Here is a 14,746-nt window from a genome sequence, read left to right on the forward strand (position 1 = left end):
GGCAGGCGACGACCCCGCGCGGGTGATCCCATGGAGCACATCGACCGCCGAGGTGCGCTCACGCGGGCAGTGTCGGACGATCCACGGCGGGCTCTGCGGCTTCGCGCTCGGCGATGGCGGCGGCGTGGCGGCGCAGCCGGTCGGCCATCACGTTCGGGATGCGCTCCGCGGCCAGGAGCGCGGCCGAGAGCGCGCGCCGCGCGGCGGCGAGGCGGCCGCGGCGCAGCGCGGTGACCGCGCGGATCTCGAGCACCTCGATGTGCTCCTGGCCGACCGAGCTCTGCGCCGAGCGCTCCACGAGCGCGTCCCACGCGGCGTCGCTCCCGTCCCGCGTCGCCAGGTCGATCATCGCGCAGAGCACCTCCTCCGAGGGGACCATCAGCGCGTCGACGCGCCCCTCGGCGCGCGCCTGCTCCTGCATCTCGCGCATCCGCTCGAACAGCGCGCGGGCCTCGGCCTGCTCGCCGCAATAGAAGAGGAAGCGCGTCTTGAGGAGCAGGGCGACCGGCCGGCACATCCCGCAGAAACGGTGCTGCTCGATCTCGAGCGCGCGCTCGATGTGCGGCTTCGCCGCCGCGAGGTCGTCCATGAGGTAGAGGTACTCGCCGAGGTTGTACTCGCCGATCCGCTCGAGCCCGCTCTGGCCGAGCTCGCGCGCGAGCGAGAGCACCCGCTCGAGGTCGGCGATCATCCGGGCCTTGTCGCCGCGGCACGCCCAGAGGAGCGCGCGGTTGTTCGTCACCGAGCCGAGGTGCAGCGTGTCGTGGTGCGCCTCGCAGAGCGCGATCGCCTGGCCGAGCGCCTCCTCGGCGTCGTCGAGGCGGCCGAGCCCCTGGAGGACGAAGCCGAGCATGAGCAGCGAGATGACCCGCGTCTCGTAGCCGTCCGCCCCGAGCGAGGCGGAGTCGGCCGCCGCCCGCTCGAGCGCGGCGGCCGCCTCCTCCTCCCGGCTGAAGCGGTGGAGCGAGCGCCCGACGCCGAGCGCGAGGCGCGCGGCGAGCGCCGGCGACAGCGCGAGCCCCTCGGCGAGCGCGCGCGCCTCCTCGACGCGCTCCTCGGAGCTCTTGAACTCGTCCATCCAGTCGAGCGCCGTGGCCTCGTCGAGGAGGATGTCGATCTGCGCCGGGACGTCGCCCCGCGCGCGCGCGATGGTCCGCGCGCTGGCGAAGTCGGCGAGCGCGTCGTGGTAGCGGCCGAGGCGGTAGCGCATGAGGCCGCGGCCCCGGTGCGCCGCCGCGCGGTCGGGGCGCGCGCGGGCCGGCGCGCCGGGCGCGTGGCCCCGCGGAGCCCCGCCGCTCGGGGCCGTCGGCTCGATCGGCTGCTCCAGCGCGCGGCTGTAGAACGACTCCGCGTCGAGGTAGGCGTGCCGGGCGCGCGCGCGCTCGGCCAGGGTGAGGTAGGCGGCCTCGGCGACCTCCCCGAGCCCCGCCTGGGCCGCGTGGTACGCGAACGGGAGCAGGCGCGCGTCCTTGAGGTGGGGCGCGTCGCGCTCGCCCTCCTCTTCGTCGGCGGCGTCGCGGTGCAGCTTGAAGGCCGCGAGGTGGACGCGCCGGCCGAGCGCCTCGGGCGCGCCGCGGGCCACCGCCTCGCGGACCAGCGCGTGGCGGAAGCCGATGCGGCCTCGGCGATCCTGGACGAGCAGGCCCGCGGCGAGCAGCCGCTTCAAGGCCACCTCGGCGTCGAGCGGGAGGTCGTCCGCCTCGCCGTGCTCGTCGAGCCGCTTCAGCACGCCGGCCACCTCGGCGACGGCGACGTCGGGGCCGAGGAGCGCGATGAGGCGCGCGTGCGCCTGCAGCGCGGGCGGCAGCGCGTCGATCTCGCCGAGCGCGAGCCAGTCGAGGAGCGGCATGTCCGGCAGACGATCGAGCTCGTCGGTGGCGAGGTACCAGGCGTCGCCCCGCGGGTGCCGGCGCACGATGCCCTCGCGCTTGAGGCCGCGCACGAGCTCGATGAGCAGGAGCGGGACGCCCTGCGCGCGCTCGACGAGGTGCGCGAGCGCGGGCTCGGGCACGTCCTCCGCGGGCAGGAGCAGCCGCCGGCAGAGGGCGATCGCGCTCTCGCGGTCGAGCGCCTCGAGGCGGTAGGTCTCGCGGCGCGCGGCGCGCTCGCCCCAGTCGGGGCGCGCGCTCTCGAAGCTCGGCCGGCCGAAGGCGCAGATGAAGAGCGGCGCCTGCGCCTCGGCGAGCGCCGCGTACTCGAGCGCGGCGAGCGCCGCGTCGTCGGCCGCGTGGGCGTCGTCGAGCACCACGAAGAGCGGCGTCCTCCGCGAGCGCCGGCGGAGCGCCTCGCCGGCCGCCACGGTGAGCGCGGCGCGGAGCGCGCCGGGCGCCGCGGAGAGCGCGCGCAGCTCCGGGTAGCGCTCCTCCGCGAGCGCGCCGTCGCTGATCCAGCCGAGGGCGAGCGCCACGGCGGCCCCGAGCCGCTCCTGCGCGGCGCCGAGGCGGCGCCGGAGCAGCTCGCTGCCGCCGTCGGCGGGCGGGGACGACGGCAGCGCGAGCGCCTGCTGGAGGATCTCCCGGACGACGCGGTCGGCCCCGCCGGCCACCGGCTCGCCGGTGCGGAGCTCGATCACCTCGGCGCGGCCGTCGATCTCGCGCAGCCGCTGCACGAGGGCGCCCGCGAGGCGGCTCTTGCCGTGGCCGGCCACGCCGATGACGCTGGCGATCGTGGGCGTCGCGTTCGCCGCGGCGTCGCGCGCGCCCGCGACGAGCGCGTCGAGGACGTCGTTCCGGCCGAAGAGCGGCTGGGAGCCGGTGTCGAACGCGGTGTCGGCGTCGGGCCGGGCGGAGGTCGGCCCGGACCGAACGGAGGACGGCCCCGGCGGGGGGAGGGAGTCGCCCGGGGGCTGCGAGCCGCCGTCGCCCAGCGCCTCCACGGCGGCCGGCGACAGGGTGAGCCCCGGGGGGCGGTCCGGCGCGAAGCGATCCTCCCGGTGGAAGAGCGGGCTCAGGAACCGCCGCGAGCCGTCGGGCCGCGGCTGGACGGACACGGACGCGAGGTCGAGCAGCCCGCGGGCGAGGACGCGCTGCTGCTCGAGCTCCCGGCCGGCGTGCATCGCGCGGCGCAGCGGGCTCGCGCCGTCCGCGTGGTCGAAGACGGCGACGAAGCGGCTGCCGGCGGCGTGCGCGAGCTCGCCGCCGAGCGCGCCGAGCCTCCGCTGGAGGGCCACGACGTCGAGCTCGGCCTCGAAGAAGAGCAGCGCGACCGCGCGCCGCTCGACGCGGCGGGCGCTCGGCGGCGGCTCCGTGGTGAGGCGCCGGAGGCGCGAGGGGCGGCGCTCCTGGGCGCGCTCGAAGGCCTCCAGGGCGGCGGCGAGCGCCGCGGCGGTCTCGAAGCGCTGGTTCCTGTCCTTGGCGAGGCACTGGAGCACGATCTCCTCGAGCGACCCCGAGATCGGCGCGATCGACGAGGGGCGCGGGGGACGGCGGCTCAGGTGATCCTGCCGCACCAGGGCGGGAGGGCCCCAGAACGGCGGTTTGCCGGTGAGGAGCTCGAACAGCACGACGCCGAGCGCATACACGTCCGCGCGCACGTCGATGTCGCCGTGACCGTCGCACTGCTCGGGCGCCATGTACTCGGCGGTGCCGGGCGCCTCGCTCTCGGCGGTGATGCGGAGCGACGGGTCGCGGTGCCCCGCCGCGAGGCCGAGATCGATGATGGTGGCGCGGTGCGCGCCGTCCCGGGCGCCGGCGGACGGCGGCGCGCAGGGCTGGATGAAGATGTTCTCGGGCTTGATGTCGCGGTGCACGTAGCCGCGCGCGTGCACCGCCTCGAGCGCCCGGAGCGCGGCGCGGACGAGGGAGCACGCCGCGCGCGCCGGCACCGGGCCGGCGACGCCGGAGGCGACCATGCGGTCGGCGAGCGTCGGGCCGTCGAGGTAATCCATGACGAAGTACGGCAGCCCGGAGGGGAGCTGACCGCACGCGTGGACGGCGGGCACGTGGGGCGGGCCGATGTCGTGGAGGGCCCGCATCTCCTCGACGAGGCGGACGCCGGCGTCGGGCCGGCCTTCGCGCGCGACCTTGATCGCCACGGTCGGACCGCCGCCCTCCGGCTCGGCCGCGAACACGGCCCCGAACCCGCCCGCGCCGGCGAGGCGGACGTCGCGGTAGCCCGCGATGCTGGGCGGCGGCGCCTCGCGGGGCCAGCCGGTGCTGGCGTCGTCCGCGCCGCTCGGGGCGCCGGGCTCCGGGCCGGCTTGCCGCAGCACCGGGCCGTGCTGCGGGCACCCGGGGTCGGCGCGCGCGACCCGCCTGCCGCATTCCCTGCACCGCGCGGCCAGCCCACGAGCGTGGGCGCCGCGTCCGTCTCGACGAACATCGGGCATGGGGGCCTCAGGGCAGGAACGTCGTAATCACCGCGGATGACGACTCGCCTCGATCGTTGGTGCAGCTCGGGCGATAGCCGCTGGCGGCGTGGAGCGGGGCGCACACGAGATCGCATGAGCCCACGATGTGAATGTTCGGGCATTCCCGGACGCCGCCCTCCGGGTCGGGGAGCCCCGTAGCGCAGTCCCTGCTGTGGACGCGCGAGCTCTCGGCGTTGGACGCGTTGTAGCAGGCATAGAAGCGGGGGGCGCTCGTGAACAGGTCGCCCCAGAACGCGCCCTCCTCCCTCGGAAAGGACGCGATCTCGCTCCGGTCCGGGTACCTGAGGGCCTGATGCGTCCCGCGCGACGAGATCATCACCGAGACGCCAGCCCGGTTTGCGCGCGAGGCCACGCAGGCCGAGACCCACTGCCTCCGGGAGGTGCTCAGCGGCTCGTCGCTCCAGCTCGGGGCGAGCCCGAGGTGCCCCCAGTAGACCTCGTCGTGCGGCTCGTCGAGCTCGTCGCGCCACGAGAAGCGGAGCGACTGCGACGGGCCGAGCGCGCAGCTGACAATGTATTGAAGGAGCTGCCTGGACATCGCGCCGAGCTCCCCTGGGTCGGTGATGGCGGAGAAGGCGGTCGGCGCCAGGCTGCTCCCCTCGAGTCTGTTCGGGGCGAGCGCGTTCGGGGCGAGCGCGTTCGGGTTGAGGGCGTTCGGGTTGAGGGCGTTCGGATTGAGGGCGTTGTGATTGCGGAGCGCACTTGAGGCTGCTTCGACCGACCCCGACTCCACCGAAAATCCGTCGCTGCCACCGCAGCCGGGCAATGCGACCAACAAAAGCGTGCGCAGGTACCGCGCGTGGATTCGCCCGTTCATCAGTTCCCTCCCCCGTTCCGCTAGCAGATGGAATAGGCTACCGTCGGGATAACGATGGATTTACTGTACCACCAGGTGAAGCGACGTGTAGCGACAACACGATCGTCACGTGCTGGGAAAAACGTCGCTCGGGTGAGCCCTTAGTCGTATCGGGGGGGTTATGACATTGGATGGGTTGGCGACGCGCGATAACGAGACGAGGGCATTTTCCCTAGAGGAGAGGTCGTTCTCTCGAGGAGAGCTCCCGTGCGGCGCGCGCGCGGGCAATTACAGTGTTGTGGCGCCCATCGCCCGGGGCGGATGTGGTGCTGTGTACGAGGCGAGACATCTCCAGACGGGCGCGCGTGTGGCGATGAAGGTGCTGCACGGGACGCTCGCCGCCTCGCCGAAGATGGTGAAGCGCTTCCTGCGCGAGATCGAGGTGGTGAGGCTGCTCAACCACCCTGGCATCGTCGACATTCATGACGCTGGCGAGCTCCCGGACGGCCGGCCGTTTTACGTGATGGAGCACCTCGACGGGCTGACGCTCGACGTGCTCCTCCGGCAGGAGGGGAGGCTCTCGCCGGAACAGGCGCTCGAGCTGCTCGAGCCGGTCTGTTCGGCGCTCGACGCGGCGCACGCCGCCGGCATCATTCACCGCGACGTGAAGGGCAGCAACATCTTCGTCTCGCGGGGCGTACCGCGCGCGGTCAAGCTCCTCGATTTCGGGATCGCCAAGCTGATGGAGCCCGAGGAGGGGGCGAGCGGCTTCACCACGGCGGGGAGGGCGCCAGGCACGCTCACGATCATGGCGCCCGAGCAGATCCTCGGCGGGCCCCTCGACGCGCGCGTCGACGTGTACGCGCTCGGCGTCCTGCTGCACCGGCTCCTCACGGGCAAGCTCCCGTTCTACTCGCCGGACGCGGCCGAGCTGCTCCGGCAGCACCTGGAGGAGCCGCCGCCGCGCCCGAGCCGGCGGACCCCGCTGCCGCCCGCGCTCGACGCGATCGTCCTGCGCTGCCTGGAGAAGCAGCCGGAGCACCGCTACCCGTCGGTGAAGAGCTTCCTCTGCGCGCTCCGCGAGGCCGTGGGCGAGCCGACGTCGGGGCGGAGCAGCACGCCGGAGCTCGAGGCGGACGCGGTCGCGGTGTACCTCGACCTGCGGCTGCGCACCGACGCCGACGATCTCGACGACGCGCTCGCCGAGGAGCTCGGCGTCGTGCTGGACCTCGCGGAGGAGCGCCTCCGCGACGCCGGGCTCACGCTGGTGTCGGTGACCGGCAGCGAGATCCTCGCCGTGCGCCTGCTCTCCTGCGACGCCGGCGAGGCGCTGCGGGAGCGGGCGGCGGTGATCGCGATCGCCGCCGCGCTGCACGAGGAGATCGCGCAGAGGAGCCGCCCGGACGCGCGCGTGCACCCGAACCTGTGCCTGCACGCCGGGCGGGTCGTGGTGCGCTGGATGCCCCACCCGGAGATCATCGGCGGCGACCTGGCGCGGGTCGGCGCGTGGGCGCCGGCCGAGCCCGTGCACGGGCTCTGCGCGACCGAGGAGGCGATCCGGGGAGTCGACGGACTCGAGCTCTCGGCCGGGCCGGGCCGCCTCGCGCTGATCGGAGAGCCCTCGGCGCAGTGCTCCTCGCCGGCGCCGACCTTGCGCAGCCGCGCGGTCTGAGGCGCTGGGGCGCGCGGCCCTCGCCGCCCGCCGCGCTACGCCCGCCGCCCTGCGTCCGAAGCTCGGCTTCCGCCGAGGTGCGATGTCAGGGAAGCGACGGGCGCGCGCTCGGCGTGGGCCCCCTGGCAGACTCGGGATCTCCCGGAGTCGATATGACGACGCAAAAACGATCGAGAGGCGATTGCCGCTCGACGATAGATGCCATTATAAAGGCGGCCCGCGGGTTGCTCGACCTCGCGTCCGCGCATCGCCGCTCCGGAAAGCTCTCATGTCCATGCGCCTCCAGCAAGCTATCCAGACCCTCCTCGATTCCGCCCCTCTCCTCCGCGACGCATCGAGCAGCGGCAACGTCCGGGTGCTCGCGTCGCTGCTCGGGCCAGCCTTTCGCGGCTTCGTCCAGCGGCGCGGCAAGGGCGTGGGCTCGACCGATATCTCGGTTGGATACGAGGCCAGCTTTAACTGGAGTTACGGGCGGGACGACCCAGACATGGCGAGGCTCTACCATCTGGCCAAGACGTCCCAGTGGAACGCGACGACCGACCTCGACTGGTCTCGCGACGTCGATTGGCTCGATCCGGCGATGCCGCTCTTGCCCGACAGCTGGATGCCGCCGTCCAAGCTGCCGATCTGGGGGAGGCTCTCGGAGCGGGAGCGGGCGGCGCAGCGCCACGGCCTCCTCTCCTGGATGCTGAGCCAGTTCCTGCACGGCGAGCAGGGCGCCCTGTTCGCGGCGTCGCAGGTCACCGAGTGTGTGCCCTCGCTCGACGCGAAGCTCTACGGGAGCACGCAGGTCGCCGACGAGGGGCGCCACGTGGAGGTGTTCCACGCCTACCTCACGCAGAAGCTGGAGAAGCTCTACGAGATCAACGACAACCTGTATGTCGTCATCGACGCGATCATGAGCGACGGCCGGTGGGACATGAAGTTCCTGGGCATGCAGATCATGATCGAGGGCCTCGCGCTCGGCGCGTTCAGCTCGATTCGACAGGTGACGAGCGAGCCGCTGCTCAAGGACGTCCTCCGGTCGGTGATCACCGACGAGGCGCGCCACGTGCATTATGGGGTCCTCGCGCTGACCAGGTTCTACCGCGAGGGCATAGGCGAGCGGGCGCGGAGGGAGCGGGAGGACTGGGCCTTCGAGCTGTCGCTGCTGCTCCGCAACCGGTTCTTGGCGCACGAGTTCTATGACGAGTTCTATGCCCACCGCATGACGCGGTGCGAGTGGGACAAGCTCATGCTCGAGAGCGACCTGATGGGGTTCTTCCGCCGGACGATGTTCAAGCGGATCGTGCCGAACCTGAAGCGGATCGGCCTGCTCTCCGGGCGGATCCGGCCGCGCTACGCCTCGATCGGGCTGCTCGAGTACGAGCACGGGCGGTCGGCCAGCGAGCTGACGGCCAAGGAGCTGCTCGACGACGCGTGAGGCCGCGGCGATCGAGGCGCGGCGGGGGCGGGGCGGGCGCCCGCGCCGGCCTCCGGGAGGCGGTCAGCAGGTGGCCCCGATGCAGGCCGCGACCTCGACGGCGCACTCCTCCTGGACGCACTCGAAGTCGCCGTTGCAGACGGGGAGCAGCGGGAGGGCGCACGTCATGACCTGATCGACGAAGAACTGGACGTCGGCGCAGCCCCGCGACACGCAGCTCGAGACGCACGCCAGGCTGAAGGCGGGGGGCGACTGCTCGAAATCGATGCACCGGGAGGCGCAGGTGATCACCTCCAGGCAGTCCGCGGGCTCGCACGCGCCGCAGTCCGCCGGACAGTTGGAGCACGTCTCGAAGCTCTCGCAGACGCCGTTCGGGCACACCGAGCACACGCCGCAGTCACGCTGGCACGACGCGCACGTCTCCGTCCCCGAGCAGGCGCCGTCGCCGCAGGAGGCGCAGGCGCCGCAGTCCGCGGGGCACGAGAAGCAGCTCTCGAGCCCGACGTTGCACACCCCGTTGCCGCAGGAGGCGCAGGCGCCGCAGTCGGGGGCGCACGAGGAGCAGTCCTCCGGCGCCGCGCAGAGGCCGTCGCCGCAGCCCGCGCACACGCCGCAGTCGGCCGGGCACGTGAGGCACGTGTCGGCGCCGCCGCACGCGCCGTCGCCGCAGCTGGGACACGGGCCGCAGTCGTTCGGACAGCTCGCGCACGACTCGCTCGCCTCGTCGCAGGCGCCGTCGCCGCAGCTCGGGCAGAGGCCGCAGTCCGAGGCGCAGTTGCCGCAGTTCTCGGGGGCGGCGCAGGCGCCGTCGCCGCACGCCCCGCAGACGCCGCAGTCGCTCGAGCAGCTCGCGCACGACTCGGCGCCGTCGCAGGCGCCGTCGCCGCACCCCTGGCAGAGGCCGCAGTCCGGGGCGCAGCTCCCGCAGTCCTCCGCGCCGTCGCAGACGCCGTCGCCGCACGCCGCCGAGGGCCAGCCGCCGGGCGGGCCGGGATCCTCCCACGCCTCGGTGCGGCCGCAGCCCGCCCCGAGCCCGGCCCCCGCGGCGGCGACGAGCGCCGACCAGGCGAGCGCGCGCGCGGAGAAGAAGAGGGCAGGGCGATGCCGCCCGGACCGCAGCAGGAAGCTCAGCCGGCTAGTGGTACCCATACGATCGGCCCCATGCGAGAGCGGGTTGTAAGGTGGCGCGGGAGCGGCCCGCGGTCCGCGGCTGCGCCGCGCTGAGCCGCCCGCCGACGGCGTGCGGACGGAACATACCTGGAGAGCGCCCACGCGATGGGGGCAAAGCACGGGCGCGCCGCGTTCCGCCGCGCGGTCGGGGCGACGGCGATGGGCGGCGAGCTGCTGGGCTCGGCGTCGCGGTCGGATGGGCGGGGGCGGAGCCGCGCGGCACGAGCCGCACAAAATGAAAGAGGGCGGCACCTCCGGAGAGGCGTCGCCCAAAGCGCTCCGCAGCGCGCGCTTCACGAAGGAAGCGACGCGCCGCGCAGAGGGCTCACTGCTTGGGGGCCTCGGCCGGGGGGTTCGCGGCCGCCGGGTCGGCCGGAGCCGAGGGGGCCGACTCCGGCGTCGCCGCGGGCGCCGTCTCCGTCGAGGCGGGGGCCGCCTCGGTCGACGCCGGGGCCGCCGACGGGTCGCTCGCGGCCGGGGCGCTGCCGCCGCAGGCAACGGCGAGGGACGAGACCGACACGGCGACGAGCGCAAGAACGAGCTTGTTCATGGGAATCCTCCGAAAAAAGAGGGCGGCGAGGCCACCCCCAACCAGCAGAACGTAGGAGCCGCAGTTCAAATCCGGCGGCCACCCACCCAGACGCCGCAGGGGGACAGAACGGCTCACAGTTTTTTCGATGAGCCGCCCGGGCCCCACCAGGCGTCTAGAAAACTGTGGGAGGCTCGGGGCTCTCCTGACGCTGCCCCGGACAGGAGACCGGGGCGCGGCGCGCCGCCTCGGCCCAGGGGCCGCTTCCCGCACGGCGTCTCGAACACCCAGGCTGCTCCTTTTCAGGTACACGAACCCATGGCTCTGAGACCTCAGCGAGGGCGCCTGCGCCTTGTCGAACCGGTCGTCCCGGCCGCCTCGGCCGCGGAGGCTCAGGCGGACGTGGGCGAGGCCGGCCCCGCCTTCGCCCCGGAGGAGCGCGGCCGGAGCGATGTCCGGCCCGGGGGCGCGCGCGCCGGGAATGCCGCGGACAGGCGGGGCGCCGTCGCGGGCGCGCCGGCGGAGCGGGGGGGAGGCCTTACGGAGCTGCCGGACGCGCAGCTCGTGGTGCTCGGCGCGCGCGGGGACGTGGGCGCGCTCGAGCAGCTCTACCGGCGGCACGCGGCCTTCGCCATCCACCTCGCGACGCGCATCGAGGGCTCGGCGCGCGACGTGGAGGACATCGTGCACGACGCGTTCCTCCGCGCCTTCGAGCGCCTCGGCGACCTCGTGGACCCGGCCGCCTTCCGCGCCTGGCTCGGCTCGATCGTCGTCCACAAGGTCCGCTCGCGGATGCGGCGCACGCGGCTGCTCGGGATGCTCGGGATGGGCAAGTCGAGCGAGCCGGTCGATCTCGACGCGCTCGCGAGCCCGGCCGCCTCTCCCCACGCGCGCGCGCAGATCGCGCAGATCTACGCCCTGCTCCAGACGCTGCCGGCCGACGACCGGATCGCGTGGATCCTCCGCTCGGTGGAGGGGCACGATCTCGAGACGGTCGCGCAGATGACCGACTGCTCGCTGGCCACGGTCAAGCGGCGGATTTCACGGGCGCAACACTTCCTCGACGGTCATTTTGTGGATCCAACCAACAGCGAGGCGTCATCATGAGCCGGCGAGGGCTACCCCGGATCGCACCGGCAGATCTGCGCGACCACGCGACCGAAGAGCGGATCGCGCGCGTCTGGGACCGCATCGAGCACGACCTCGCGGCGCGCGAGCCGTCGTCGCCGCGCCGGGCGGGCGTGGCCGCGATGCTCGCGGCGGCGGCGCTCTCGGCGTTCGCCAGCGGCCTGTGGCTCGGCAAGACGATCTGGAGCGAGGAGCAGGCCGCGCCGCCCACCGCCGTGGCGCCGACCGACGACGCGCCGCCGCTGGTCGACGTGTTCGCCGCGGGCTCGCGGGGGCGCACCTTCCAGCTGCCGGGCGGCGGGACGATCTCGCTCGAGGCGGGCACCACCGTCGAGGTCGAGCAGGCCGACGGCGGCGCGCTGACGCTCCGGCTCGTGCAGGGCGAGGCGTGGCTCGACACCGTGAGCGGGACGCGCACGGCGGCGCTCTCGATCGTGGCCGGCGAGGCCCGGCTCGCGGCGGCGGCGGGCAGCGTGCTGCGCGTGAGGCACAACGTCGACGACATCGACGTCAACGTCGCGAACGGGTCGGTCAAGCTCACGTCGCCGGCCGGCTCGCGGGAGCTCGGGCGCGGAGACGCCGAGGAGGGCGTGCCGATCCGGCAGCCCACGGCGGTGGTGGCGCCGCCGGAGGAGCCCCGGCGCGCCCGCGTGGCGTCGCTGCCGCGCTCGAGCGCGGAGGTGGCGCCCGTCGCGCCGCCGCCCGACGCGCCGGCGGCGGGGGCGCCGGCCGCCGCGCCCGACTGGCGCGCGCGGTACAACGCGGGCAACGTCGCCGAGGCGCTGCAGAGCCTGAAGCAGCAGAGCGGCGGCATCGACGGCGCCATCGCCTCCGCGAAGACGGCGCGGGAGCTGATGGACCTCAGCGATCTCCTGCGCGCGAAGGGCGGCGATCTCTCCGCGGCGATGCGCGCCTTCGCGCGCGTCGTCGAGAGCTTCCCGACCGACGCGTACGCGCCGATCGCGGCCTACAAGCTCGGCGACCTCTACGCCAGCATGGGCGATCAGGCGCAGGCGGCGAAGTATCTGGACCAGGCGCGCTCGCTGTCGCCCGAGGGCAACCTCGCGGAGGACTCGTTCTGCAAGCGCATCCGCACCGAGCTCGTCGCCGGGCGCAAGGACGAGGCCTCGCAGATGGCCAAGGAGTACGTGGCCAAGTACCCGGACGGCCGGTGCGAGGACGTCCAGCGGCTCGTCTCGGGCGACGCGGCGGCCGAGGAGGGCGAGGAGGAGGCCGCGCCGCCCCAGCCTCCGCCCGCCCCCGACGCCAGCCCCGCGCCGTGATCCGCGCGCGCCGGTCCCGGGGCGGCGCCCGGCGGCCCCGGCTCTCCGACCGACAGGCTTGACATCCCGCAACGGCTCTGCGCTTGCTTGGTGCGCCGGAGAACCGCTTAGGATGACCACCGCCGTCCGCACCAGCTCCCTCCCCGCTCGCAAGGACGTTCTGGCTCTCCCGTCGTGGAAGCTGGTGTTGCCGAGAGGCGGCTACGTCTCCTCGATGGAGGCGTTCACCACGGCGATGGGCCTCCCGGGGTTCTCGCTGCTCGACCTCGGCACGCTGGCCGGCGGCAAGGACGCGCACCGCCTCCTCGGGCTGCGGTACCTGATCGCCAACGGCGAGGTGTGGAGAGAGCACTTCGGCTGGCAGCGCGCGCTGGAGGCGGCGCTGCGCCGGGAGCTCCTCGGCGACGAGCGGGTGAAGGAGCTCCTGTCGGCGGCGGAGGGCCTCCTGTCGCGGATCCGGGAGGCGCGCGCGTCGATCACACCCGAGGACCGCGGCGGGTTCGCCCGGTACCTGGAGGGCGGGCTGCTCCGGGCGCTGAAGCGCCGCGATTTCGAGGAGGAGCGCTTCCTCAAGTTCCTGATCCTGGAGCAGGACGAGCCCTCGCTCCGCGATCAGGCGACGGAGTTCCTGCGCTCCCGGGCCGGAGAGCTCCAGCGGGACGACGCGCAGGTGCTGGATCTCCTCTACGCCGCCGTGCACCGGCTGGACAGCTACCCCGCCACGACGGTGAGCGCGGGCCAGCTCAAGTACATCCTGGTGGCGGACAAGGGCGAGATGGGCGTGCGGGCGACGCGCGAGGCGATCGCGCTCGGCAAGGTCCCCGTGGTCCTCTACAGCCTGAAGGACGACGACAACGCGCTGCAGGTGCGGATCGCGCGGGAGGGCGGCGGGTTCGCGGTGGGCCTCGAGGGGAGCTTCCGCGAGAGCTACGCGAACTACGTCCAGATCGCGGACAAGGTGAGGGCCGAGTTCGAGCGGCGCTTCGGGGACGACTGGGAAGAGGAGCTCTCGCGCGCGGGCCTCTACCCCGGGTACGGCCCGCTCGCGGAGAACGCCGCGGCGATACGGCACTTCCGCCAGAAGAACATCGTCTTCATCGGTCCGATGCAGGACGTCGTGGAGAACGCCGGCGACAAGCGGAAATTCCGCCTGATGGCCCAGGAGTTCGACGCGACGGCGGTGACGCCGGGCCTCGTCATCGACAGCGACGATCCCGACGAGATCCAGCGGACCATCGTGGAGACGCACGCCGCCGGGCGCTTCACCTTCCCGGGGCGCCTCAAGGCCGCGAACGGCGGCGGCGGGCGCGGGCAGGCGGTCATCCCGACCGCGGAGCAGGTGCCCCAGGCCATCCAGAAGGTCCTCGGCGAGATCAAGGCGTACAACTGGCAGCCGGGCGTGATGTTCGAGCAGAACATCCCGGAGACGATCCACCTGGAGGTGCAGGTGCTGCGGGATCGCTACGGCAACACGCGGCATTTCGGCATGCGCGACTGCAGCGAGCAGCGCGCCAGCCAGAAGATCCAGGAAGAGGCGCCGCCGGCCCTGCTCCGGCGGTACCCCGGCCTGGAGGAGCGGATCTGCGGGCTCGCCGTGCAGATCGCGGAGCGCGTGGGCTACGTGGGCGCGGGGACCGTGGAGCTGATGTTCAAGGACGGGAAGTTCTACTTCCTGGAGATGAACACGCGCATCCAGGTGGAGCACCCCGTCAGCGAGGAGAGCTACGCCATCAAGCGGAAGCGGGGCCGCGTCCCCGTCAACCTCGTCGCGTGGCAGATGCGCATCGCGGACGGGCAGGCCATCGACTTCGAGCAAGAGCATGTGGTGCAGACGCACTGCAGCCGCGAGTTCCGCATCAACGCGGAGAGCTGGAATCCGGATCTCAGAGACTCGCGGGACGGCGGGAAGGGGCTGTTCCTGCCGAACGCCGGCATCTTCGACCGCATCGCGCTCCCCGACGTCGCCGCGATCCGCGAGGCGCTCGAGGACAAGGGCCTCACCGATCTGAAGATCCGGTTCGACTGCGGCTTCGAGGCCGGGGACGTCCTGGTCAACAAGGACCCTACGTTCGGCAAGCTCATCGTCTCGGTGAGCAGCAAGGACCCGGACAAGGCCTATGAGCTCTTGCGGCTCGCGTCCCTCGAGGTGCTGAAGAAGATGAAGATCGAGGGGCGGCAGGTGCGCCCCGACGGGACGCCGATCGCGGGCTCGCCGTTCAAGACGAACCTCCAGGATCACGTGCGCATCCTGAAGCTGCCGCTGTTCAAGCGCCATTCGAGCTACGACGATCGAGGCCGCCACGTGAACTGGGTGGTGGCCGCGTTCCGCGAAGAGGCGTAGCCCGGGGAGGTCGCCGCGATCGGGCGGTGGGGGGC

9 protein-coding genes are annotated in these 14,746 nt (G+C 73.4%); 5 read left to right on the plus strand and 4 right to left on the minus strand.

Annotated elements, in window-relative coordinates; all coding sequences use genetic code 11:
* Positions 1–58 precede the first annotated feature (58 nt).
* Positions 59–4,210, minus strand: a complete 4,152-nt coding sequence (locus tag WME83_RS49805) for a serine/threonine-protein kinase (protein WP_437316742.1) — start codon at positions 4,208–4,210, stop codon at positions 59–61.
* Positions 4,211–4,334: 124 nt separating this feature from the next.
* On the minus strand, positions 4,335–5,186 hold the full coding sequence (locus tag WME83_RS49810; RefSeq protein ID WP_437316743.1) for a hypothetical protein: 852 nt from the start codon (positions 5,184–5,186) through the stop codon (positions 4,335–4,337).
* 160 nt (positions 5,187–5,346) lie between these two features.
* Here WME83_RS49810 and WME83_RS49815 point away from each other — a divergent pair, with 160 nt between their 5' ends.
* Both WME83_RS49815 and WME83_RS49820 read left to right on the plus strand, forming a co-directional pair.
* A complete protein-coding gene (locus WME83_RS49815) occupies positions 5,347–6,837 on the plus strand; it encodes a serine/threonine-protein kinase (protein WP_437316744.1) in 1,491 nt (496 codons plus the stop codon).
* 268 nt (positions 6,838–7,105) lie between these two features.
* Positions 7,106–8,260: a ferritin-like domain-containing protein gene (locus WME83_RS49820; RefSeq protein ID WP_437316745.1), complete on the plus strand. Its 1,155-nt coding sequence runs from the start codon at positions 7,106–7,108 to the stop codon at positions 8,258–8,260.
* Positions 8,261–8,323: 63 nt separating this feature from the next.
* Here WME83_RS49820 and WME83_RS49825 read toward each other — a convergent pair whose 3' ends face one another.
* The gene (locus WME83_RS49825; RefSeq protein WP_437316746.1) at positions 8,324–9,409 is read right to left on the minus strand and encodes a hypothetical protein; all 1,086 of its coding nucleotides are present in this window, start codon (positions 9,407–9,409) and stop codon (positions 8,324–8,326) included.
* 346 nt (positions 9,410–9,755) lie between these two features.
* Positions 9,756–9,980 (minus strand): hypothetical protein, encoded by a 225-nt coding sequence (locus tag WME83_RS49830; RefSeq protein ID WP_437316747.1) that lies wholly within the window; start codon positions 9,978–9,980, stop codon positions 9,756–9,758.
* Between the two features lie 297 nt (positions 9,981–10,277).
* Here WME83_RS49830 and WME83_RS49835 point away from each other — a divergent pair, with 297 nt between their 5' ends.
* From WME83_RS49835 to WME83_RS49845, 3 genes are all read left to right on the plus strand, one after another.
* A complete protein-coding gene (locus tag WME83_RS49835; protein WP_437316748.1) occupies positions 10,278–11,066 on the plus strand; it encodes an RNA polymerase sigma factor in 789 nt (262 codons plus the stop codon).
* Complete coding sequence (locus WME83_RS49840; protein WP_437316749.1) at positions 11,063–12,370, plus strand: tetratricopeptide repeat protein; 1,308 nt, start codon at positions 11,063–11,065, stop codon at positions 12,368–12,370. The genes WME83_RS49835 and WME83_RS49840 overlap by 4 nt, the downstream gene beginning before the upstream one ends.
* Positions 12,371–12,482: 112 nt before the next feature.
* Positions 12,483–14,711, plus strand: coding sequence for a biotin carboxylase N-terminal domain-containing protein (locus WME83_RS49845; RefSeq protein ID WP_437316750.1), 2,229 nt, complete (start codon positions 12,483–12,485; stop codon positions 14,709–14,711).
* Positions 14,712–14,746: the final 35 nt, after the last annotated feature.

Source organism: Sorangium sp. So ce385 (assembly GCF_051474135.1).
Classification (GTDB): Bacteria; Myxococcota_A; Polyangia; order Polyangiales; family Polyangiaceae; genus Sorangium; species Sorangium cellulosum_D.